Origin of the sequence: Paenibacillus lactis (assembly GCF_017873605.1) — a bacterium.
GTDB classification, from domain to species: domain Bacteria; phylum Bacillota; class Bacilli; order Paenibacillales; family Paenibacillaceae; genus Paenibacillus_AQ; species Paenibacillus_AQ lactis.
In genome coordinates, this window is record NZ_JAGGKI010000002.1 from 187,541 (window position 1) to 208,612 (window position 21,072).

General features: G+C 55.9%; 22 protein-coding genes. 10 read left to right on the forward strand and 12 right to left on the reverse strand.

Going from position 1 to position 21,072, the window contains the following annotated elements; all coding sequences use genetic code 11:
• Window positions 1–60 precede the first annotated feature (60 nt).
• Together J2Z18_RS03820 and J2Z18_RS03825 are read left to right on the forward strand one after the other, a co-directional pair.
• On the forward strand, window positions 61–969 hold the full coding sequence (locus J2Z18_RS03820; protein WP_028404765.1) for an SDR family oxidoreductase: 909 nt from the start codon (window positions 61–63) through the stop codon (window positions 967–969).
• A gap of 70 nt (window positions 970–1,039) precedes the next feature.
• On the forward strand, window positions 1,040–1,498 hold the full coding sequence (locus J2Z18_RS03825; RefSeq protein ID WP_007130480.1) for a hypothetical protein: 459 nt from the start codon (window positions 1,040–1,042) through the stop codon (window positions 1,496–1,498).
• A 27-nt stretch (window positions 1,499–1,525) separates the two neighbouring features.
• Here the strand turns inward: J2Z18_RS03825 and J2Z18_RS03830 are convergent, their stop codons facing one another.
• Together J2Z18_RS03830 and J2Z18_RS03835 are read right to left on the reverse strand one after the other, a co-directional pair.
• Window positions 1,526–3,271 carry an NAD(P)H-hydrate dehydratase gene (locus tag J2Z18_RS03830; RefSeq protein ID WP_144867169.1) on the reverse strand — a complete coding sequence of 582 codons (1,746 nt, stop codon included), beginning with the start codon at window positions 3,269–3,271 and terminating at the stop codon, window positions 1,526–1,528.
• Between the two features lie 197 nt (window positions 3,272–3,468).
• Window positions 3,469–4,101 (reverse strand): NAD(P)-dependent oxidoreductase, encoded by a 633-nt coding sequence (locus J2Z18_RS03835; protein WP_007130482.1) that lies wholly within the window; start codon window positions 4,099–4,101, stop codon window positions 3,469–3,471.
• Window positions 4,102–4,450: 349 nt separating this feature from the next.
• Between J2Z18_RS03835 and J2Z18_RS03840 the strand changes: the two genes are divergently transcribed.
• Window positions 4,451–5,344, forward strand: a complete 894-nt coding sequence (locus J2Z18_RS03840) for a hypothetical protein (RefSeq protein WP_210094209.1) — start codon at window positions 4,451–4,453, stop codon at window positions 5,342–5,344.
• A 386-nt stretch (window positions 5,345–5,730) separates the two neighbouring features.
• On the opposite strand, the gene J2Z18_RS03845 is transcribed toward J2Z18_RS03840, so the two are convergent.
• Both J2Z18_RS03845 and J2Z18_RS03850 read right to left on the reverse strand, forming a co-directional pair.
• Window positions 5,731–6,483: a MerR family transcriptional regulator gene (locus J2Z18_RS03845; RefSeq protein ID WP_007130484.1), complete on the reverse strand. Its 753-nt coding sequence runs from the start codon at window positions 6,481–6,483 to the stop codon at window positions 5,731–5,733.
• An 11-nt stretch (window positions 6,484–6,494) separates the two neighbouring features.
• Complete coding sequence (locus tag J2Z18_RS03850; RefSeq protein ID WP_210094210.1) at window positions 6,495–7,478, reverse strand: alpha/beta fold hydrolase; 984 nt, start codon at window positions 7,476–7,478, stop codon at window positions 6,495–6,497.
• A gap of 218 nt (window positions 7,479–7,696) precedes the next feature.
• Between J2Z18_RS03850 and J2Z18_RS03855 the strand changes: the two genes are divergently transcribed.
• Window positions 7,697–8,593, forward strand: coding sequence for a hypothetical protein (locus tag J2Z18_RS03855; protein ID WP_210094211.1), 897 nt, complete (start codon window positions 7,697–7,699; stop codon window positions 8,591–8,593).
• 211 nt (window positions 8,594–8,804) lie between these two features.
• Here J2Z18_RS03855 and J2Z18_RS03860 read toward each other — a convergent pair whose 3' ends face one another.
• The 4 genes from J2Z18_RS03860 to J2Z18_RS03875 form a co-directional block, all read right to left on the reverse strand.
• A complete protein-coding gene (locus tag J2Z18_RS03860) occupies window positions 8,805–9,029 on the reverse strand; it encodes a YezD family protein (protein ID WP_007130487.1) in 225 nt (74 codons plus the stop codon).
• A 171-nt stretch (window positions 9,030–9,200) separates the two neighbouring features.
• A complete protein-coding gene (cysW, locus tag J2Z18_RS03865) occupies window positions 9,201–10,064 on the reverse strand; it encodes a sulfate ABC transporter permease subunit CysW (protein WP_210094212.1) in 864 nt (287 codons plus the stop codon).
• Window positions 10,065–10,085: 21 nt separating this feature from the next.
• On the reverse strand, window positions 10,086–10,943 hold the full coding sequence (gene cysT, locus J2Z18_RS03870; RefSeq protein ID WP_007130489.1) for a sulfate ABC transporter permease subunit CysT: 858 nt from the start codon (window positions 10,941–10,943) through the stop codon (window positions 10,086–10,088).
• Between the two features lie 29 nt (window positions 10,944–10,972).
• Window positions 10,973–12,067 (reverse strand): sulfate ABC transporter substrate-binding protein, encoded by a 1,095-nt coding sequence (locus J2Z18_RS03875; RefSeq protein WP_210094213.1) that lies wholly within the window; start codon window positions 12,065–12,067, stop codon window positions 10,973–10,975.
• A 383-nt stretch (window positions 12,068–12,450) separates the two neighbouring features.
• On the opposite strand from J2Z18_RS03875, the gene sleB reads away from it, so the two are divergent.
• Window positions 12,451–13,110 carry a spore cortex-lytic enzyme gene (gene sleB / locus J2Z18_RS03880; RefSeq protein WP_028404758.1) on the forward strand — a complete coding sequence of 220 codons (660 nt, stop codon included), beginning with the start codon at window positions 12,451–12,453 and terminating at the stop codon, window positions 13,108–13,110.
• A gap of 162 nt (window positions 13,111–13,272) precedes the next feature.
• On the opposite strand, the gene J2Z18_RS03885 is transcribed toward sleB, so the two are convergent.
• On the reverse strand, window positions 13,273–14,352 hold the full coding sequence (locus tag J2Z18_RS03885) for a lactonase family protein (protein ID WP_028404757.1): 1,080 nt from the start codon (window positions 14,350–14,352) through the stop codon (window positions 13,273–13,275).
• Window positions 14,353–14,594: 242 nt separating this feature from the next.
• Between J2Z18_RS03885 and J2Z18_RS03890 the strand changes: the two genes are divergently transcribed.
• The 3 genes from J2Z18_RS03890 to J2Z18_RS03900 all read left to right on the forward strand — a co-directional run bounded on the left by J2Z18_RS03890 (window position 14,595) and on the right by J2Z18_RS03900 (window position 16,905).
• Window positions 14,595–15,755, forward strand: coding sequence for a copper amine oxidase N-terminal domain-containing protein (locus J2Z18_RS03890; RefSeq protein WP_028404756.1), 1,161 nt, complete (start codon window positions 14,595–14,597; stop codon window positions 15,753–15,755).
• Between the two features lie 175 nt (window positions 15,756–15,930).
• Entirely contained in the window at window positions 15,931–16,308 is a 378-nt protein-coding gene (locus tag J2Z18_RS03895; RefSeq protein WP_007130494.1) for a hypothetical protein, read from the forward strand.
• 186 nt (window positions 16,309–16,494) lie between these two features.
• Window positions 16,495–16,905 (forward strand): SIR2 family protein, encoded by a 411-nt coding sequence (locus J2Z18_RS03900; RefSeq protein WP_007130495.1) that lies wholly within the window; start codon window positions 16,495–16,497, stop codon window positions 16,903–16,905.
• 227 nt (window positions 16,906–17,132) lie between these two features.
• On the opposite strand, the gene J2Z18_RS03905 is transcribed toward J2Z18_RS03900, so the two are convergent.
• The 3 genes from J2Z18_RS03905 to J2Z18_RS03915 form a co-directional block, all read right to left on the reverse strand.
• On the reverse strand, window positions 17,133–18,530 hold the full coding sequence (locus J2Z18_RS03905; protein ID WP_210094214.1) for a DUF4179 domain-containing protein: 1,398 nt from the start codon (window positions 18,528–18,530) through the stop codon (window positions 17,133–17,135).
• Window positions 18,523–19,053 (reverse strand): sigma-70 family RNA polymerase sigma factor, encoded by a 531-nt coding sequence (locus J2Z18_RS03910; protein ID WP_007130497.1) that lies wholly within the window; start codon window positions 19,051–19,053, stop codon window positions 18,523–18,525. Before J2Z18_RS03910 ends, J2Z18_RS03905 begins: the two co-directional genes overlap by 8 nt.
• Before the next feature lie 264 nt (window positions 19,054–19,317).
• On the reverse strand, window positions 19,318–19,506 hold the full coding sequence (locus tag J2Z18_RS03915; protein WP_007130498.1) for a hypothetical protein: 189 nt from the start codon (window positions 19,504–19,506) through the stop codon (window positions 19,318–19,320).
• A 242-nt stretch (window positions 19,507–19,748) separates the two neighbouring features.
• Here J2Z18_RS03915 and J2Z18_RS03920 point away from each other — a divergent pair, with 242 nt between their 5' ends.
• Entirely contained in the window at window positions 19,749–20,474 is a 726-nt protein-coding gene (locus J2Z18_RS03920; protein WP_210094215.1) for an MBL fold metallo-hydrolase, read from the forward strand.
• A complete protein-coding gene (locus tag J2Z18_RS03925; RefSeq protein WP_007130500.1) occupies window positions 20,471–21,043 on the forward strand; it encodes a TetR/AcrR family transcriptional regulator in 573 nt (190 codons plus the stop codon). Before J2Z18_RS03920 ends, J2Z18_RS03925 begins: the two co-directional genes overlap by 4 nt.
• The last annotated feature ends 29 nt before the right edge of the window (window positions 21,044–21,072 follow it).

A 21,072-nucleotide genomic window follows, 5' to 3' on the forward strand; every position in this document is an offset into this window, starting at 1 on the left:
ATGCATAGAGATAAAACATCACCGTGGATGCAATGTCATCTATGCCCGAGGAGGATTGTCATGAATGCTGAGCAGCCCATCCCTTATATCGGCTTCAAAACGGTATGCAAGGAGCAGCCTATTGCGTTCCCGCCGCAGCATCAACCCGTTCAGCCCGGTCTTGAAAGCTTGATGAAGCCGGTTCCCATTACGGAAGACCCGGCTTATCGCGGCAGCGGCAAGCTGGAAGGCAAAGTCGCCATCGTGACCGGAGGAGACAGCGGAATCGGCAAGGCGGCAGCCATTGCTTTTGCCAAGGAAGGCGCCGATCTGGTCATCCCCTACTTATATGAGACATCGGATGCGGAAGTCACCAAAGCCCGAATCGAACAGCTTGGGCAGCGCTGCATCCCGATTAAAATCGATTTGCGCTACAAAAAAAATTGCGAGGCTGTCATCCGGCAAACCCTTGCCGAGTTCGGCAGGCTGGACGTGCTCGTTAACAATCATGGCGTCCAATATGTCCAGCAGAGTATTTTGGACATTACGGAGGAGCAGCTGTACCAGACCTACCAGACGAATATTTTCCCGTTCTTCTTTATGATTCAGGCCGCTCTGCCGCATCTGAAAGCCGGCGCTTCGATCATTAATACGGCATCGATTACCGCCTACGCGGGCTTCAAGGAGCTGATCGATTATTCCTCCACTAAGGGGGCGATCGTCTCGCTTACCCGGTCACTGGCCCTCTCGCTGGTCGATCAAGGCATACGCGTCAACACGGTTGCGCCCGGCTCGGTCTGGACGCCGCTTATTCCTTCCAGCTTCCCGGCCGAGGAAGTCGCCGTATTCGGCACCGATTCGCCCATGAAGCGGGCGGCACAGCCCTATGAGCTTGCTCCGGCTTATGTATACCTGGCCTCCTCCATCGATTCATCGTTTGTGACCGGTCAAGCAATCCATGTAAACGGAGGTCAGATGGTGACCAGCTAATCCGGGGCCGCTAACTTCAGAAGCTCCATAGCTTCAAAACTTTGTCATCATATACAGAGGATGTGTCGGTATGAACAATGGAAATGCCAAATGGTCCAGTGGACGGATGGACGTCGGACTCTACGCATTAAACAAGCTGGCCAGCGCCGGCGTCGTACTGTTGCTGCTCACGGTAATCGGTCAGGTATGGCCCGCCGGGACGGAGAAGCCGGCCGAGCTGCTCGGACTTTCCATGGAGCAGAAGGAATGGGTCTACGGCTATGCGCTGATTGCCTCGCTGGTTGCCGATGCCCTGCTGTCCCTTCTGCCCAAGCGCGCCAAAAGCCTGCAAATCGGGCTGTATGCGGCGGCCGGATTTGGCTTCTTCGCCTTGTTCAACGGCGGAAGCCCGGACCAGTTGTGGATCCGGGCCGCCTTGGGAGCAGTGACGCTGCTGCTGTTTCTATGGGGGAAGCATGCCTTCCCTGCCCATTCTTTGATCACGCCGATCTTTGCCATTGCCGTACCGCTGCTGTGCTGGGCGATCTAAACGCCCGTGCCGTTGGAAGCGTATGTTTTAGAGGGCATCGATGACGTCGCCGGCAAGGATGGAAGCCGGGTGCCCGCGGCGTCTGGCCGCCTCTTCGCCGGCGCGCCCGTGCAGCCACACGCCGAGCGCAGCGGCACCGGGACCGGAATATCCTTGCGCCAGCAGGCCGGCGATGATGCCGGTCAGCACATCCCCGGTTCCGCCGGTCGCCATGCCGGAGGTGCCGGTTGTGTTGATATAGGCGCTGCCGTCCGGTGAGGCGACAATGGTACGCGCGCCCTTGAGGACGAGCGTAACCCCGTACCGGTCCGCATATTCGGTAGCGACGCCGATTCGGTCCCGCTGCACCTCGGCCGTAGAGATGCCGAGCAGCCTGGACATCTCGCCGGGATGCGGAGTGAGCACCGTTGCCGCCGGACGAACCTTCCAGGCGTCAACGACGTCTGCCGATGACAGCATGTTCAGCGCATCGGCATCCACGACCATCGGCCCGTCCCAGCCTTCCCACAGCTTGCGCAGCCATCCGGTGTCCCCCTCGAAGCGGCCAAGCCCGGGACCTACTGCCAGTACGTCCCGCGTCTTGGCCAGCTCCAGCACCCGCTCGGCGGAAGCTTCGTCCCAATAGCCTCCGCTCTCCTCGCCTGTAGCGGGGGCGAGCATGACCTCCGGGGCCGCACCGCTTAGCGGCAGCACCAGGCTTGCGGGCAAGGCCCAGGTCACGAGACCGCAGCCCGCGCGCAGGGCCGCCCGGGAAGCGAGCAGGCCTGCACCGCTCATCGTGCGGCTGCCTCCTACAGTAAGCACGTGCCCGTAGGTGCCCTTATGCCCTTCCGGAGAGCGGGGGCGGGCAACATCGGCATCAAGGACCGTCCGCAGAACATGCGGCGTCAGCAGGTAGGTGCCGATGCCAAGGTCCCGGCAGAGGGAGGCGGGAATGCCGATGGATCGCACGACCACACGACCCGCGGCCCCGGCGCCGGGATATTGCACCAGTCCCCGCTTCAGAAAGGCGAGGCACACCGTCACCTCGGCCGAGATGCACGGCTCGTGCAGCGCGCCGGTGTCGGCGTCCAGTCCGCTCGGAATGTCCGCGGCCACGATCGGAAGGCCGCTCGCATTGGCGGCCTGGATCAATTCGGCGTAAGCCCCGCGGGGGGCGCCCGCCGATCCCGTGCCCAGCAGCGCGTCCACGATCCCGGTGAACGCGCGGAAGTCCACGGCATCTCTGCCGTGGACCAGGACCTGGATGCCGAGCGCAGCTGCGGCATCCCGCTGCAGTGCCGCCTCGCCGGCAAGCGTCGACGGCTCGGCGGCGTAAAGCAGCGTGACGCGCATGCCGGCGTCACGCAAATAGCGGGCGGCGGCTGCGCCGTCGCCGCCGTTGTTGCCCTTGCCCGCCAGGATGAGCCAGTGCTCCTGCCCGGCCGCTTCGGCCGGCAGAAGCTCATCCACCGCCACAGGCGGCGGGCAGGCAGGGCCCAAGCCCCGAAGCGGCGCTGACGCGCCCGCTTCGGATGCGCCGGCGGGCGTACAGGCGCCCCGCCGCGCAGCACCATCCGCAGCGCCGCATTGCGGCGCAGCATCATTCGCCGCCGGGCCATGCCAGGCTTCCGCCATCCATCCGCTTCCGGCTCTCTTGTGCAGGCATAGCTTCAGCACTTCCTCTGCGATCACCCTGCCCGCATTCTCCATCAACGCTGCCGCCGGAATGCCGATCTTCTCGATCGTATGGCGGTCGAGCAGCCTCATCTGCTCCGATGTTACAACATACATCCAAGCTCTCCCCTTCGCTTCGATATATTCCTGTGCTTCGGTTCTGGCACAATCGCCCTGTGGTTCGCTTGTTCGCTGGATCGAACCATCACCGATTGAAACATGCCTCCAAAGGATCAAGGATTCCAAAACCTTGGGCTGCTTTTATTGAAGCTTGTTCGACACAAATTCAGCTACAGCAGAAGGCTCAGGCGTATCTAGTACGCTACCGTGAAGCGGGCCCGGATAAACTGCGGATCCTCCAGCTCGTCGATCATGGCTACCGCATAATCCTCCGCGGATATGCGGCTTGCACCGCTCTCGTCCGTCACCAGCCGGTCCATCCCGATGCGGAACTGGCCCGTGCGTTTCCCCGGCTCTATGATCGCCGCCGGGCTGACATATGTCCATTCAAGACCGCTCTGCGCGTACAGATCGTAAGCATCCGCATGGGCACGCGCGAGCGTCCGGATCTCCTCAGGAAATTCGGGCGTCTCCATGAGCGGAACGCCGCTGTCCGTGATCAGGCTGCCCGCGCCGCCGACGATGAGCAGACGGGATACGCCGCCGCGTCTTGTCCCTTCCACGATCGTGCGGGCCGCAGCGACCAGCTCTTCCTCCTGTCCGAATGACGGGCCGAAGGCGGAAATCACCGCCTCATGACCTCGAATGGCCTCTTCCAGCGAGGCAGGGTCCATGACATCCGCCTTTTGCTTTTTCAGCCGCTCATGCTCGGTGTCAAGCCCTTCCGGGTTGCGCATAATCGCCGTCACCTCATGGCCGCGCCGCAAAGCCTCCTCTGCAATTCGCCGCCCGATCGTACCGCTTGCTCCTATCAATGCTATGTTCATCATTCATCGCTCCTTCTGTTCACAATTATAGTACATTTCAGTCGATCGAATATGGAACAATCCATTCACCACCAAGCTTCTTTTGGCAGGCTGACGAAAGACGCAAGACGCGCCTTCTATTTACTTATCCCCAGTCTGCGGGGTTCAAACTCCCACAATTTCATTTTTTCTCCAAACATAGAGACTATAGACCTATATAAAGCATGATGTACATTTCCGATAGTAAACGTAAGTGCATAATTACGAAATCCGATTGCATATAAAATCGATCATCCGCCCTGACAACGTTTCTTCGATTGTCGAATTATGCTAGGTATACCCGATTTTTTATTAAAGGAGCCATTCAACAATGAAAAAGCACGCCCTTCGCTTCCTGACGCTCTGTCTCGCTTGCGGATTGCTGATGCTGACCGGCATGTCCGTCCACCCCGGGCCTGCGAAGGCACAGTCCCATCTCAAAGCCACCTGGTTATGGCACACCTCGATGATCCAAAGCTCGGCGGATGATATTATCGGCTTCGCTTCCCGTCAAGGCGTCAATCTCATCTATCTCCAAATGAATCAAGATGTACGTCCCGAGCATTACCGCAAATTCATCCGGCTTGCCGGGGAGAACGGAATTCAGGTTCATGTGCTCGGCGGCGCGTCGAATTGGGCATTGGAGTCGGAGCGGCACCGGATCGATACGTTCCTCAACTGGACCGCCGAATATCAGGCTGATGCCGCTCCGGAAGAACGCTTTACCGGCATTCATGTCGATATCGAGCCGCATACGCTGCCCCAATGGAAAACGGACCGCGACTGGCTCGTTGAGCAGTGGCAATCCAATGTCCGCTATCTGGTCAGCCGGGCCCACTGCCTGGACCTGCCGGTCGGCGCGGATATTACGTTCTGGCTGCATACGTATAGCCTTCCTGATCAATCGATGACGATCAGCCGCTGGATGATCGGCCAGTTCGATCAAATCGCGATTATGGCTTACCGCGACACGGCTGCGAATATCTATAACCTGGCGGCTGCGGAGCTTAAAGAAGCAGATGCCCTCGGAAAAGAAGCGCTGATCGCCGTCGAAACGAAATCCAGCAATGAAGGGGAGTTTATCACCTTCTACGAGGAGGGCGTCTCCTTTATGGAAGAGCAGTTGCTCAAGGTCGACGCCATGGCGGGCTCACATTCCTCCTTCTCCGGTGTTGCGATCCATGAATACCGAAGCTGGAGAGCGCTGTACGAATCCGGCCGATAAGAGGGTCAGCCCCTTGCCTGTAAATTGCCGATAAGCTTAGATTTCTGCAATGTCAGCAGACAACATAAAAAAGATGGCGTATTCAAGAGGCTGTTCCTCTGACGCCATCTTTTTTGCTGGCTTCCCAATTCGTCCATTCCGCCGTGCATCTCGCCCGGTCCGATCTCAAACGGTTAACAAGAGAAGCAAGACATATCCCACCGTCATCTTCGCGCGGCAAAACGGCGCTTTTTTCACCTGCATTTCCATGATCCCGCCCCTCCCTCTCTTCCCTGCAAGCAGTGATGATTTAGTTCAATATATGCGGCTCGCCCCCTTTTGTTTCCCTGAGGAAACACTGTTTATTTGGGGCAATACCAAAAACCTAAAAGTAATGCGTTTCACCTTTACAGGTCGTCAGGATAGCGCTTCAAGACTTCTTGCAAATATTCCTCGGCCTCTATGATCAGGCGGCGCTCTCCGGCATTCCATCGGTCTCGATTATGGTCGACCGACGTAAAGGCGGAGAGAATCCGTTCGTCACCCTGTGTCGCGTGGCGGACCATTCCCTGCCATTCCTTCGCCAAGGTTCTGGCTAATTCGGACTCGACGGGAACGCCGGATGCGTTATACGCTGCCGCTTGGAGCGATATTTTTCGGAACCTATTGTAAAAATCCAGGGCCGCCTGCTCCGAATCAAAAACTTCCTGAAACAAACGCAAGTCTTCTTCCGAATATTCGTACTCTCTCCACGTCGACATATCGACCTCGTCCAGGGATCGCATAAGATGGGATAACAGCTCCCAAGGAACCTCGTAACCTTCGCTCATCAATTCCTTGGCCACATGCAAGCCGTCAAGCTTGGCCTGTATGCTCTCTTTTTGCGAATACAGCACCGATGCCTGATAATCCAGAATACGCTCGATATCTTTGACCTCAGTGCCTACGATCAATTGTTCTTTGATCTTGCTTAATGAAAAGCCGATCGCCCGAAAGAACATGATCTGTTCCAGCAAATATAGTTGTTTTTCATAATAAACCCGATGCCCCGACTCGTCCCGTTCCGCCTTCAGTATCCCTTCATTGTCGTAATACTGAACGGTTCGCGGCGTGACTCCCGACAATTGGCTGATTTCTTTTACGGAATATTTTTTTCCCATAATCCCATCCCTTACTCGAGTTTATCTAAGAAGGCTTCTATCGTTTCAGACAACGCATCGGGATATTCCCCGTTAATGGCATGAGAGGCATCTTCAAAAAGCACCATCTTGCTCAAAGGGTCTCTCAAGGAATTCACGCCGGCCTCATAAGACTTCTTCGAATCGTGCATCGTTGACTTTCCGGCCAATATACCGAGCACCGGCATCTTCAATTCGGTTAATTGTTCCGGCTTGATGGTTTCCGGCATGGGCAGCTTGCTCTTAAACGTCCGCATCCCGGTTTCGATTAATTTGGCGGTCGGGTCGCTATCATCCACTTCGGCTCCGCCGGAGATATAACTGAGCATCTTCTCCCGGATCGGTTTGGGTACAATGGGAACGGTCGCAGGAATGGATGCTAAGATCATTTTAAAGGGAATCGGGCCGAACACATAGACCGGATCCACCAAGATGAGCGACTGAATGTTACCGGGATGCTTGAGTGCCGCATTAGCCGCGCTCCACCCGCCGAACGACAGTCCCAGCAAATGGAGTTCCGATTCCGGCAGCTGGTCCAACACTTGCTGCAGCCAGGCGGCTTGATCAGCAGCCGTACGAATGCGGCTTGTTTCCGTGCTCAATCCAGGCTCTCCGATCAAATCAAGCGTATATACGGGGCGATGCTCAAGGAAATCGTTCAGGTTGGCTTCCCACATGGGGGTTGCGGATCCCTTTCCAGGAAGCAGCAGCAGCGGCGTTTTATCCGGCGTGTCACCGTTTTGGAACTTGTAGACCTGCACCTCTCCGAAATCCGTACGGATCTTCAGGGATTCCGCCGGTTTCGGCAAGTAACCCATCGCCTCTCGATAAGCCGTCATATATTCCTTCCGCCCTTCCGCAGTAACAAAGCCGCTCATCGAACCATCATCTCTGAATAGAAAACCGATTAGCGTCAGTATAGCCAGGATTGCAAAGAGAATGCTGCCCAGGACGATCCATCTTTTTTTCCGTTTCATTTCATATCCCCTCCTGAGGCCACTATAGTCTATAACGTAACGTTATAGGCAACCCCCGCTGAACTCTTGCCTACTCGCGTTCTCCCCTTCCAGGGTTAATCATAATTATGTCGTTTGCGTTTATGTCCCCTAATCTGTCCCTATCGATCTTCGAATCGGCTTGAAATCATTTCCTTCTTATGCAATAGTGAAAATAGAATAATGAAGGAGGGATCCGCTTGTCCCTTACGGATTGGATTTATGATCTGTTCGGCTCGCTGAACGGGCTGCTGGCGGTATTGCTTGCTGCTGCCGTATTTTCGGGCCTATACATATATAGCGCATCACGCCTGCTGGGAGCGCGCAAGGACTCGCTCTCCCGCATCCGGCAATCCCTATCGCTCTATACGAAGCTGGCAGGCCCGCTTAGCACCCTGATTGATCATCCGGGCCGAAGCACTGTTCCCGAGGAGCAGCTGATCCGGCTGCTGCAGGAATGCAAAACCGCGGATCGGCTGACACACGAGCTTCACGGGCAGATCGATATCTTTCTGAGCGATCGCGATGAGTCGAGGCTCATGATGCTGTATAAGCAGCTGAACCGCGAGATCAATCAATTGGTGCAGGAGCGCGACGAGCTTGTAAAACGGCTGGAGCAGCCTGGCTGGGGCATGGGACTGTGGCTGCTGCTGAAGCCGGCCATACCGGCTTTATCCCTGGCGGCGGCTATTGTGTGGACCGCAAACCTTGTCCAGGGACTACAGGAGCACCAAGGCTGGACCAACCCTTATGTATGGTGCTTATGGCTGTCGAATATGATTGCTACCGTTTCTTTTTACCGGCTGCTCATGGACTCCCGCAAGAAATCCCACGGGCTGATCTACATCCTGCTTCATCTGCTGATTGCCGCTTTAGCCTTGCTCAATCTGGTATGGGCCGAAGCCTCGCCCTATGTACTGACTACCCAGATTCTCCTGTACATTGCCGGATTTCGCTTCACGGTGACGCGCAGAAGACGGGAGCGTCCGTATGCGGGGCATCCGGAGCTGCTTGATCAGTTCGTGCAGCAGCCGGGCACCGCTCAGACTGGCGGCGATCCGGATCCGGCATCCCCGGACGAAGAAGGCGGACGCTAAAGCAGCCGCAGACTTCCGTGCTTATGCCGCAGGCTGGTGCGCGTTCATACCATGTGCGCGACCTGCCGACGGTACCCGGCCAACCAGGTTATAATGGATACAAAAAAAAGCACCTCCGCTTCGTAAGTTAGCTTACGATACGCGGAAGTGCTCTTTTTCTCTATGTCACTTGTACTTCACGTTGACAATCCGGTTCTGCCGGCCCCAACGATTATTTCACGTTGGCACTCCGGTTCTGCTGACCCGAACCCCGGGACTGCCCTGCCGATTTGGCCGCTCCGGAGGCCGTATTCTCAAACCGCTTACGCTCCGTTCGTTCCATCTGAACGATTTGTCCCTCATGCACCACAATTTGCAGCGAACCAAATTCCATGTCGTTTAGCAGACCTGCAATGCGTTCAAGCCACTTTTCATCTACTTTAAGAGGTTTAGCCATGGATACGCCTCCTTAACGGGCAGGGCCCAAAATATGTGAATATGCGGATGCTTGATCTGTTTATGCTTGCGGGGGTACAAGATAACATTCCTGCATCCAAAGGTTTATTCTTTCTTTTCCAACCCGTATACTATGAATTAACTTTACATTAGCACGGGATGGAAACGACTGTCAATGGACATTTTTCCGAGTAAGCCAATTTTTAAATAATAAGGTGATTAGCGCCAAAAGCAGGAGCAGAGAGGCTGCGGCAAACGATGCCGAGAACTGGTATTCATTGTATAAAATCTCGACATGCAGCGGCAGCGTATTGGTCTCTCCGCGGATATGACCAGAAACGACCGAGACTGCGCCGAACTCGCCCATGGCTCTCGCGTTGCACAGAACGATACCGTACAGTAGGCCCCACTTGATGTTGGGCAGCGTCACCCGCGTGAAGATTTGCCAGCCCTTCGCGCCGAGCGTCACGGCCGCCTCCTCTTCCTTCGTGCCCTGTTCTTCCATGAGCGGAATGAGCTCCTTGGCCACGAACGGGAATGTCACGAACAGCGTTGCCAGCACGATGCCGGGAACGGCAAATATGATTTTGATATCATGGCTCGCAAGCCATGGGCCAAACCAGCCCTGACGTCCGAAGACCAGCACGAAGATCAGCCCGCCGATCACCGGCGATACGGCAAAAGGAAGATCGATCAGCGTAACGAGCAGCTGCTTGCCCTTGAAGCTGAACTTCGTAATCGTCCAGGCTGCGATGACGCCAAAGATCGTATTGAGCGGCACCGCAATGGCGGCCACCAGCAAGGTGAGCCGAAGCGCGGATAGCGCATCCGGGTCGGACAAAGCCGCGATATACACATCCCAGCCCTTCTTAAGCGCCTCCGTCAGCACCGTGACGAGCGGCAGGACGATCAGCCACAGCAGCACGAGTCCGCCCAGGCTGATCAACGTCCACTTCACCCAGCGCTTCTCCTCGGCCGCCGGGGACGCCGAGGCCCCCTTCTTCACGGATGCCGCCGCAGGAACAATTCCAGCCATCGTCATTCCCTCCTTCCAAGGTCAGCGCGCGGTCTTCCGCGTCCAATGCTGCAGGATGTTAATGCCGAGCAAGAGCACAAAGGAGATGAGCAGAAGCAGCAAAGCCACTGCCGTTGCCCCGGCGTAATCAAACTGCTCCAGCTTCGACATGATCAGGAGCGGCGCGATCTCCGTCTTCATCGGCATATTGCCCGAGATAAAGACGACGGAGCCGTATTCCCCGATGCCGCGGGCGAAAGCAAGGGCGAAGCCCGTCAGCAGGGGCGGGATCAGCGTCGGAAGGATAATCGTGCGGAAGGTCCGCCATCTCCCCGCGCCAAGCGTTGCAGCCGCTTCTTCGGTATCCCGCTCCGCGTCCTCAAGCACCGGCTGCACCGTTCGCACGACGAACGGAATGCCGATGAACATCAGAGCCAGCGTAATGCCTAGCGGCGAGAACGCGGCTTTGATCCCGAGAGGTTCAAGCAGCGACCCGATCCAGCCATTGGCGGAATAGATCGCCGTCAGCGCGACGCCGGCCACCGCCGTCGGCAGGGCGAACGGCAGGTCGATCAGCGCATCCCACAGCTTTTTGCCAGGAAAGTCATAGCGGACCAGCACCCATGCCAGCAGCAAGCCCAGCACGGTATCCGCGAGAGCCGCCAATGCGGCCGTCGTCAGGCTGACCCGATAGGATGCCAGTACCCGCGGGTCGGCTGCGACCGACCAGAACTTCTCCCAGGTCAGCCCCGTCTGATTCAGCAGCAAAGCCGACATCGGCACCAGCACGATCAAGCTCATGTAAAATACCGTAACTCCCATGCCGACCCCGAATCCGGGAAGCACGCTGCGGTTGCCGCTCCGTTTCTGTCGCTTAAGCACAGCCATTATCTCACTCATTCCTTTCCGCCTTCGGCCTTTTAGGCCGATCAGCTGCCCGGCACGTAAATTTGATTGAAGATTCCGCCGTCATTGAAATGCTTCGTCTGCGTTTCCTCCCATGTTCCGAAGACGTCCTTCAGCGTAAACAGCTCGATCTCCGGAAACTTGTCCTTATACTTCTCGCTTACGCTAGCCAGCGTCGGCCGGTAGTAATTATCAGCCGCAATCGTCTGTCCTTCCTCGCTGTACAGGTACTTCAGATAGGCTTCAGCGACCTCCCGTGTGCCGCGCTTGTCGACATTCTTATCCACGACGGCGACCGGCGGCTCGGCCAAGATGCTGACGGACGGATTGACGATTTCGAATTTGTCGGGACCGAGCTCGTTGATGGACAGGTAGGCTTCATTCTCCCATGCAAGAAGCACATCGCCGATGCCCCGCTCCACGAAGGTGGTAGTCGCTCCGCGCGCCCCGCTGTCGAGCACCGGTACATGCTTGAACAGTTCCTTCACGAATTCCTGCGCCTTCGCTTCATTGTTGTTGTTCGCCTTGAGGGCATAGCCCCATGCCGCGAGATAGTTCCAGCGTGCTCCGCCGGAGGTTTGCGGGTTCGGGGTGATAACCTCGACGCCCTCCTTGATCAGATCCGGCCAATCGTTGATCCCCTTCGGATTGCCTTTGCGAACGAGAAACACGATCGTAGACGTGTACGGGGAGCTGTTATGCTCGAACTTGCTCTCCCAGCCTTCTTCGATTAGCCCGGCCTGGCGGATTGCATCGATATCATAGCCGAGCGCCAGCGTTACAACATCGGCCTCCAGGCCGTCGATAACCGATCGGCTCTGCTTGCCCGAGCCGCCGTGCGACTGCTTAAACGTAACCTTCTGCCCCTTCTCCTTCTCCCAATACGCGGCAAATGCCTTATTGTACTGATCGTAGAGCTCTCTCGTTGGATCATAGGACACGTTCAGCAGCTCTACGCTCTCCTTGGCGCCCTCTGGTGCGGGCTCCGAAGCTTTAGGTGCATTTCCTTCCGCCGCATTCTTGCCCTCTCCCTGCGTACCCGATCCGCACGCCGTGAGCATGACGGCGAGCAGCATCGTTAATCCTGACAGAACCCCTAATTTCAACGCTTTGTTCATACCAGACCACTTCCCTTATTTTTCTCTACTAAACAGGCCGCAGGATCATCAGTCCAAAAAAAAGACAGAGGAAGGCTCGGCAGCATGAAATGAGCGTGGGACCCGGCCTGTTAAAGCTTAGGACCCTGCTTCATGCTTGGGAGCGTTCCTCCGTCCGTACGGTGAGAACGATATATAATAATTCCTACCTGTTTAGTGTGTTATTTGTAATTGTAATGAGTCACGGTGCTGCTGTCAAACCTTTTTTTTGAATAAAATCCAGTAAATTTATGCTCGGTCCAAAGCACCATTTTTCATGGAAAATCCCCCGCCGTTACGCGATTTTCCATATCCTGATGGTTGTATGCAGCCGCTTCCGTCCTTATAATTCAACCCGAAAGGAGATGATCATCATACGAACGAAATTGCGGAAAAACATTTCTGCTCTTATCTTAAGCTTTCTTCTGTTTATCCCCGTATTCGCGCAGCCGGTACAGGCAGCAGCCACATTAAAGCCCGGAAGCGCCAGCGGAGATGTATGGGATCTTCAGTATCGCTTGAAAACGCTTGATTTCTATACCCAGCCGCTCGATGGTAAATACGGACCGAACACCAAAGCAGCCGTCCTGCGTTTCCAAAAAGAGTACGGCGTGCCTGCCGACGGCATCACGGGTCCGCAAACCTGGAGACAGCTGAAAAAATATACGCTGAACCAGTCCGAAATGGACATTATGGCCAAAATCATCTACAGCGAAGCCCGCGGCGAGCCCTATAAAGGTCAGGTCGCGGTCGGAGCCGTTGTCATGAACCGTATCCAGTCGAGCGAATTCCCGAATGACATTAGGGGAGTCGTATTCCAGCCGCGGGCCTTCACAGCCGTGGATGACGGCCAGTATTGGCTGACGCCGAACCGAACCGCCTATAGGGCGGCACTTGATGCGGTGCGGGGTTGGGATCCGACCTACGAGTCGCTCTATTATTTCAATCCGGTCACGGCGACCAGCACCTGGATCTGGTCCAGACCGCAGACGGTGCAGATCGGCAAGCATATATTCGCCCGATAACCTCCGGCTGGCCGAGGTCTGCTCCGGGCATACTGTGACCGGGAATTACAACTACGTTAATGGGTATACAGCAAGGGGCAGCGGCACCGTCAGGCGGTGATCGCTGCCCCTTTATCTATGCGCGGGAGAAGCCTCTGTTCTCGGCCGTCTTCCTTCAATATGCTACCCCCTAATCACTTTCGCTTTCGCCTTTTCCACCGGGCAGATGCATACCGGACGTGTAACCTCCAGCGTATAGCCGGTCGATACCAGGTTTCCGTTGTCCGGATCGATCCGGTAGCTCGCGATCAAACTGCTGTCCTGATTCGCCGCAAGCAGAAATCCTCCCGGGAGAATATTGAAGTGGCGCGGGGTTTTTCCACCGGAAGAAACCCAATTCACGGCTCTCAGCATACCGGTATCCTGGTCGATGACATACTGGACGATGCTGTCATGCCCCCGGTTGGAAGCGTACAGCCAGCGGCCGCATGGGGAGACCAGCAGATGGGAGGACGTGTTGTTGTCCATCACGACATCCTCCGGCAGCGTGGACGCATGCTGAAGAATTTTCAAATCCCCGAACGTTGCATCATATGCATAAGCCGTTACGGTGCTGTTCAGCTCATTGGTGCCGTACACCCATTTCCCGCTCGGATGGAAGGCTACATGGCGCGGACCTGAACCCGGCGGCAGGCTGATTTCGCGGTGCGTCACCAATTTGCCTTCATCCAGGCGGTATAAATTGACGTCATCCATGCCAAGATCGCTCACGACGATATATTTATGCTGCGGGTCTTCAAACACCGAGTGAGGGTGCGCCTCGGATTGGCGGTCATCGCGAAGCCCGCGTCCGCTGTGCTTAATCTTGGAGACGATTTCGCCAACTTTGCCGTCCTTCTCCAAAGCCAGCACGGAAATATGTCCGTCGCTGTACCCCGTCGTAAGCAGATATTTCCCGTCGGACGTGCGCGACACATGACAAGCACCGGACGAGCCGGTAGGCTGGACGTTCAATATGGTCAATTCACCGGTTACGAGATTCGCAGAATACGCAGCCACCTTGCTCTCGCCGATCTCGCTGGCGGCATACAGCACCGAGATGGACTCGTCAAAATCCAAATAGGTCGGATTTTCGATGCCGGCGGTACCGCCAAGCAGCCTCAGCTCCCCGGTATTCCGATCCATCGCTCCCCAATGAATGGCATTCTCTTTCTCGGAATTATACGTTCCTATGTAAAATATCAGTTCCTGTCCTGCTGTCATGTGATCCACTCCTTTATCATTGGATAGAAAAGCCAATCCACCAGCGTTTGTCTTCGCTTACTATGTATTACCCAGCATCGCCCCGGTCTTACCGTTACTTGAGCAAAAAACGGGCAAGCGTAGACCGCAGGGCATTCCATATATTAGTCCCATAGAAAAGTATTGCCGGAGCTGGTTTTATCATGTACGATTACCACGATTACTACTCTATTCTATCATTAGATGAGGGAGATGACAGTAACTTGTACAAAAAAATCAGCCTTCTCGCCATTGCCTTCCTTCTGCTGTTCGGCGGTGCTGCCCAGGCCGCGCAGGCGAAGGAACAAAGCCGTATCCGCGTGTACCTGGACGGCCAGGAAATCAAGTTCCAGGCCCCGCCGATCATGAAGAACGGGGTAACCTACGTCCAATTCCGGCCGCTGTTTCAGGCACTGAACTACACGGTTGGATGGGATGGAGCCAAGAAGCAAATTACGGGGACATACATCGACCAAAAGCTGCAGATGACGCTCGGCCAGTCCGTGGCATATGTCAACAGCGTGAAGAGCAAGCTTCCGGGCGCTCCGTTTTCGCAAAGAGGCAACACGCTCGTTCCGCTGCGGTTCGTCGCGGAAGCGACCGGCCTGCCGGTCAAATGGGATGCCAAGGCGCGCACGATCAAGATCGACCGCCAAGGGCCGACCGCAAAGGCGAAAGCCGATATCGAGAAGCTGTACCGCACGCTGGATGCGGCCGAGAATGCCAAGGATCTCGCCAAGGCCAAAACGGTATACCATCCGCAATCCCCGCTTCTGGCAGGACTCGACGAATATTATAAGGATCAATTCCAATTTGACCTTAACGTATCCAGCGAGGTATCGGACGTCATGCTTGCGGGCACAACGGCTGAAGCGTTCGTCGCCACGACCGTCCAGCGCGTCTCGGGGCCCTTCACTTGGGACACTACGATCTACAGCTATAACTACTTCAAGAAGGATGCCTCCGGCGTCTGGAAGCTCGCGTTCCCGGGGGAGTACGAGCAGGAATATAACGTCTCCGACGAATTTCTTGCCTCCCGGGCCAACGTGCCTGAAGCGGAGCTGAAGGCGATTCAGGATGTGATCGATACCCAGTACAAGGGCTTTAACACGGAGAATGGCCCGCTGCTGATGTCCGTCATTCACCCGAACTCCGAATATTATGAGCTGTTCCAGAGCAGCATCGCAGACGGCATCTTCGATGAGCTGAACTTCAACCTGAAGGCCGAGGTGACCCATCCTCTCTTCTACGACGGGGAGGACGCGGTCTTGTATATCGAGGAAAGCGATGATGCCGACGGCGATATGATATCTACCACCTATCTATACTGGCTGACGAAGTCGGAAGGCAAGTGGATGATCTACGATGTGCTCGAGTTGGAATAATAGAATTCTTATTAAACCTGCTGGCCCGGCCTATGAACCGGACACATGCTTAACCGGCGGTTCCCTAGTGGAGCCGCCGGTTTTCTATTTTGGATAGATAAATCCCGCCTTCCTTCGGTTCTACTTCACCGCAGCGGACATATATCATAGTAGTTATCCATGAAGGGGGCCTATTATGGGAATCAAACTCATCAAAATTGCAGCCGTCTATTTCGTCATCGGTGTCCTGCTCGGCATGTATATGTCGATCTCCCACAGCTATACCTACAGCTCGATTCACGCGCACATCAACCTGCTCGGCTGGGCATCTTTGGCTCTGGCAGGGATCGTTTACTATCTGTTCCCCGCCGCAGGGGAGTCAGCCGCAGGGAAGGTTCATTTCTGGCTCCATAACATCGGCCTGCCCATCATGATGATCGGTCTGTTCCTGCTGATGAGCGGAACCGAATCGGTCGAGCCGGTCGTCGCAGTAGGCGGAGTCCTGGTCACGCTTGGTATTCTGGCTTTCCTGTACAACGTGTTGGCAAATGTCCGGGAAGGTGCAAGACGATAGGAGTTGTTCTTGGCCGAGCGAAGAGCTGTACGGGCCATCCAAGGAATGCGGCTTCAACGCAGAATGCCCCTTGGATGACCCGTTTTTTCGTGCCGGGCGGGCAGCCTGTCATGGTCCGTGTGGGTCACCTCCTCCAAGTTTTGGGTAAGGATAGGTACCGTTCTCTTCGAAGGAGGCATCCAAGACATGTTGACCAATACTGAAGTACGCGTCACCTTCCGCTGCCGCAAGTGCGGCTGCGAAGTAGAGACCCATTTCCATGAGGAACCGTTCACCACGGTTCACTGTCCGCGCTGCGAGCACAGCTACTCCCTCATGCGGCCGACCATTGGGGAAGAAATACTGCTCGATTGGGAGAAGGAGGCCGTCTTCCATAAGGTTCGGGCCGACCAGTCCGAACGGGACAAGCTCGAGCTTACGCTCCTGGTGATTAAAGTCGCCGAGCTGCTGACCTGGAAGGACGAGGGGAACGGCCACGTCCGGGCTATTGAAACGCTGCGGCAGTGGCTGCTGCTGAACGGCGTGCCGAAACCGCTCATCGAGCTGTTCGACGCCAAGCGCCCGGAAGGAAGCTCGCCGACCGAGCGCAGGAAGTAGTTCGGTTGAGATAACGATACAAAAAGCCCCCCGGAAAATCCCGGAGGGGCTTCGTCATTTTGGGGGCGGGAAAAAGGCAGGCCGCATGCACTGGCAGCAGAACAGGGGCTTGCGACTGCACCGGCAGTAGAGCGTGGGCAGAGACTGCATCGTCCGCATCGTGAAGCTTCCAAGCTGCACCGAACGCACTTCTGGCGGCCCGGACTTAAATTGCCGCTTGAAGCCCGTTACTGGATCGGCACTTCGATCGCCTGCTCGATCACGCCGGGAAAACTGCTAACGTCAAAGGTCAACGGCTGCGGGTAATCCTCGGGCTCCAGATACAGGTACATCGTCGTACTCCAGTATCCGTCCACTCCGGTCGATTCCGAACTGGACCGGGAGCCTTCCTGCTCTTTAAATACATGCCGCTTTCCTTCCCCATCCGTAAAGCCTAGGGAGTCGATGGAGACTGCTCCATGATTGAAATCGCGTTCTTCATATTTTAGCGATAGCGTATATTTGTCCTTGCTCTTCGTATAGTCTCCGAACTGAATACGATCCTCCGGCGAGCTCAGCACCTTCTTCTGCTTAACGTCCACGACGATCTGCATATCGTCCCGGTCTACGGCATGCATCCCTCCAGCTTTCAAAACGAGTGTGTCCGGATGATCGAGTGCATCGCTCTCAAAGAAATACGTCATGTCTCCCTGGGCACCCGGCAACCACGTCAGGGAATTGCCGAGCTGCACGGCAGCGGAATCGTCCTTGCGGGATTCGATATAGGGTTGGAACAGTCCGGACACCTTCATCGAATTTTCATTTGGAATATTTGCCTTCACTGTGATGCCCGCCGGCGACAGCACGGCTTCCTTAAACGTCATGGTCTGCCCCTGGACTTCAATCGTTTGGTTTAACGACACGGTGCTCGTAAACCGTCTCATCGTTTCCAGATCAAGCTTCAGGTCCATCTCCATGACCTCTTCGTTCGGGGACTCCGAGCTGTGCACCGTACTTGTGGAATACGGAGCCACCGCAATGTCGAGGGTGACTGTTTCGGGGATTGGCGTACTCTCCTCAAAATAAAAATTCACCTGCCTCGCCCACTTTCCCTTCTCCAGAAGCGGATCCCCGCCTGTGCTGGAGGCGTAGGACAGCTCCTTTCCGGTGTCCGGCTGCTTCAGTTTTTCTCGCAGTACCGTTGCCTTACGGCCAGAGTGATTCTCTATCGTGTAGAAGACCTGCAGCCGCTGAGGCCCCGTTAGTACACCTTGAACAGTGACTGTGTACTCGCCTGATGACTTGGATTGGTTCACCGGCTGGATCAAGCCGTGTCGGTTCGCCGTACGAGCCGTAATATCGTCTGCGATATCGAATCCTGTCAGCGGCGGATACGGCCCTTGGGCGAGCTGCGGCGAGGGTCCCGGCGTGCTGCCGCCTCCCCAAAGGGTCAGCAGCAGCACGGCGGCGGCAGCGATGACCACTGAGGAAGCAGCGCGAAGTCGATACCGCTTCTTCCCTCTCCGCTCCCCTGCTCGAATCCCGCTCCGAATCGCCGAATCCAGCGCCTCATCGGGCACCATCATGGATTCCTTCTCCGTTTCATGCTTCATTTCAGCCAGCAGCCGCTCTTCCTTCTCAAACATGGAATAAGGCACCTCCCGGTTCCCCGATTTTCTGCCGCAGCAGCTTTAGTCCCTGATGGATCCGCGTCTTAACCGTGCCCTCAGGGCAGTCCAGAATGTCGGCGATTTCGGGTACGGTCATGTCTTGATAGTATTTAAGAATCAGCACATGCCGGTATTTGGGCTTCATCCGGCTTAACGCACGCTCCAAATCCAGCTTGCTGTCATGGATCATCTCGAACATCGTCCCGGATTCCAGCACATGCTCCATCGGCACCGTTCGCGCTTTTCGCTTTTGCTCATCGATGCAGCAATGAATCAAGATCCGAATCAGCCACGGAACGAACGCTTCCGGCTGCTTAAGCTTCCGGCGCTTCATCCATGCCCGGCACACCGTCTCCTGTAGCGCCTCCAGCGCATCAATCTCATTATGCAGATAGCTGTACGCGATCCCGTATAACCGTCTCCGGTGCTTTGCGACAAGCGTGTAAAACGCTTCCTCATCCCCCCGGCATGCAGCCAGCGCAAGCTCTTTCTCGTCCATCCGCCGCTCCTTCCCCCCATGAATCCTGCAGCTTTTGTATAAAGTGCCACATTTGCAAAATTCGATTCCGGCCGCTCTCAGGTACAATAAATTACGAACTCAACCGTTCGCTCGATTTATTGCTCTGTTGGAAAGTTGTCCTTTAAATTCTTGCAAAATCCTCACTATAGTAAAGACCGTGCAGCATCGGGAATCGTTTTATTATTTTGAAAAAGACAGCAAAAAAGCCTGTCCGGCGGTCGGACAGGCGAATACGGCCATCTGCTAGCTTCTTCTGCGGCCCTTATATAAATAATGATAGCCTAAGTAAGCAATTCCGCACAGCAATAGCAAGAGCGCCGAGAACCAGATGACAGGAAGCAGATACGGCGCATGCTCGCTGGCCACGTACAGCAGCACTGCCGAGAAGGTATACATCAGCATCAACAGAACGATACGCTTGAAAAAGTCCATCTCGTCCGCCCTCTCACCCTTTGCATAAATGTTTAAAAATAATCTACATTTTTTTCCGTAATACCTATTCTTTATGGTAACGTATACGCTATAAAATTGCACTCAAATTTTGGTAAAATTATAAATTTTTTAGTGTCGCATCTTGCATATTCAAGAAATATTTAAAATCAGGCTTGCTAAAACTAATGATATTAGTTAATATGCTAACATAATTAGTTTTGAGCGAGAGGGGATTGATTTCCATGTTAACCCGCACGATCGAACAGGTGACCCAAGTTTCGTTTCTGCCCAGCCTATTTCCCGTTAATGTCTATCTCGTTGAAGAAAGTGACGGCTTGACGCTGATTGATGCCGGCATGCCGTTTTCCGAGAAAGGCATCCTCGAAGCCGCAGCGGCGATCGGAAAGCCGATTACGCGCATCCTGTTAACCCATGCCCACGATGACCATATCGGCGCCCTCGACGGGCTGAAGAAGGCGCTGCCTCAAGCCGCCGTGTATATCTCCAGGCGGGATGCGCAGCTGCTCGCAGGCAATCGGGATCTGATCCCGGGCGAGCCGCAAACCGCGATCCGCGGCGGCGTGCCTAAGCCTAAAGCGGTAAAGGCGGTGCCGGATGTGCTGCTTGAGGACGGCGACAGCGTCGGCTCGCTTAAAGCGCTCGCGTCGCCTGGCCACACGCCGGGACATATGGCGTTTCTGGACCAGCGCAGCGGCATTCTGATCGCCGGGGACGCCTGGCAGACCCGCGGCGGGCTGGCAGTCTCCGGCGTGCTCCGCCCGTGGTTCCCTTTCCCGGCAATGGCAACCTGGAGCAAGGAGCTGGCTCTGTCGACCGCAATTGCCCATGCAGCGCTTCAGCCGGCCGTGCTGGCCGTCGGGCATGGTCCGATGATTACACAGCCGGAGGCGCGCATGCAGCGTGCAATTGAAGAGGCGCAAAGACGCATCGGGAGGGCTGCACGATGAGTCCAAGACCCGGCATTGATCGCCACCAGCTCCTGCAGGCCGCGGCGGAGCTCGCCGACCAGGGCGGCTTCCATTCCGTTACGCTGGCCGCGCTGGCCGGGCGGCTAGGCGTCAGATCCCCGTCGCTGTATAACCATGTCGATGGGCTTCCCGGCCTGCATGCCGCTTTAACGCAGTATGGCCTCCAGATTCTGCATGAGCGGCTGCTGAAGGCTGTCGCCGGCCGTTCCGGCGAGGAGGCTCTTCGACACGTTTGCATCGCCTATGTCGAGTTCGCCAGAACGCACCCCGGCCTATATGAGGCCGCTCTTCAGCCGATCCAACCGGACCACGCGGACACGAAGCAGATCGGCGATGACATTGTCGGGCTGCTGCTGCAGGTGCTCGCCCACTACGGACTTGAAGAAGCCGAGGCGCTGCACTCGGTCCGGACGCTCCGAAGCCTGTGCCACGGCTTTTCCTCCCTGGAACGCGGCGGCCAGTTTGCCATGGATCTGTCCCTGGACGAAAGCCTCGCGTACATGATCCAGATATTCATCCAGGGACTGAACGCACAGCGCAGAGACTGAACGTTCATTGCAGACTCCACTTCCTCTCC

Bases quoted from the DNA above. Each gene is read 5' to 3' on its own strand.
- J2Z18_RS03820 (WP_028404765.1), top strand. From the start codon at position 61: ATGAATGCTGAGCAGCCCATCCCTTATATCGGCTTCAAAACGGTATGC.
- J2Z18_RS03825 (WP_007130480.1), top strand. From the start codon at position 1,040: ATGAACAATGGAAATGCCAAATGGTCCAGTGGACGGATGGACGTCGGA.
- J2Z18_RS03830 (WP_144867169.1), bottom strand. From the start codon at position 3,271: ATGTATGTTGTAACATCGGAGCAGATGAGGCTGCTCGACCGCCATACG.
- J2Z18_RS03835 (WP_007130482.1), bottom strand. From the start codon at position 4,101: ATGAACATAGCATTGATAGGAGCAAGCGGTACGATCGGGCGGCGAATT.
- J2Z18_RS03840 (WP_210094209.1), top strand. From the start codon at position 4,451: ATGAAAAAGCACGCCCTTCGCTTCCTGACGCTCTGTCTCGCTTGCGGA.
- J2Z18_RS03845 (WP_007130484.1), bottom strand. From the start codon at position 6,483: ATGGGAAAAAAATATTCCGTAAAAGAAATCAGCCAATTGTCGGGAGTC.
- J2Z18_RS03850 (WP_210094210.1), bottom strand. From the start codon at position 7,478: ATGAAACGGAAAAAAAGATGGATCGTCCTGGGCAGCATTCTCTTTGCA.
- J2Z18_RS03860 (WP_007130487.1), bottom strand. From the start codon at position 9,029: ATGGCTAAACCTCTTAAAGTAGATGAAAAGTGGCTTGAACGCATTGCA.
- cysW (WP_210094212.1), bottom strand. From the start codon at position 10,064: ATGGCTGGAATTGTTCCTGCGGCGGCATCCGTGAAGAAGGGGGCCTCG.
- cysT (WP_007130489.1), bottom strand. From the start codon at position 10,943: ATGAGTGAGATAATGGCTGTGCTTAAGCGACAGAAACGGAGCGGCAAC.
- J2Z18_RS03875 (WP_210094213.1), bottom strand. From the start codon at position 12,067: ATGAACAAAGCGTTGAAATTAGGGGTTCTGTCAGGATTAACGATGCTG.
- sleB (WP_028404758.1), top strand. From the start codon at position 12,451: ATGATCATCATACGAACGAAATTGCGGAAAAACATTTCTGCTCTTATC.
- J2Z18_RS03885 (WP_028404757.1), bottom strand. From the start codon at position 14,352: ATGACAGCAGGACAGGAACTGATATTTTACATAGGAACGTATAATTCC.
- J2Z18_RS03895 (WP_007130494.1), top strand. From the start codon at position 15,931: ATGGGAATCAAACTCATCAAAATTGCAGCCGTCTATTTCGTCATCGGT.
- J2Z18_RS03900 (WP_007130495.1), top strand. From the start codon at position 16,495: ATGTTGACCAATACTGAAGTACGCGTCACCTTCCGCTGCCGCAAGTGC.
- J2Z18_RS03905 (WP_210094214.1), bottom strand. From the start codon at position 18,530: ATGTTTGAGAAGGAAGAGCGGCTGCTGGCTGAAATGAAGCATGAAACG.
- J2Z18_RS03910 (WP_007130497.1), bottom strand. From the start codon at position 19,053: ATGGACGAGAAAGAGCTTGCGCTGGCTGCATGCCGGGGGGATGAGGAA.
- J2Z18_RS03915 (WP_007130498.1), bottom strand. From the start codon at position 19,506: ATGGACTTTTTCAAGCGTATCGTTCTGTTGATGCTGATGTATACCTTC.
- J2Z18_RS03920 (WP_210094215.1), top strand. From the start codon at position 19,749: ATGTTAACCCGCACGATCGAACAGGTGACCCAAGTTTCGTTTCTGCCC.
- J2Z18_RS03925 (WP_007130500.1), top strand. From the start codon at position 20,471: ATGAGTCCAAGACCCGGCATTGATCGCCACCAGCTCCTGCAGGCCGCG.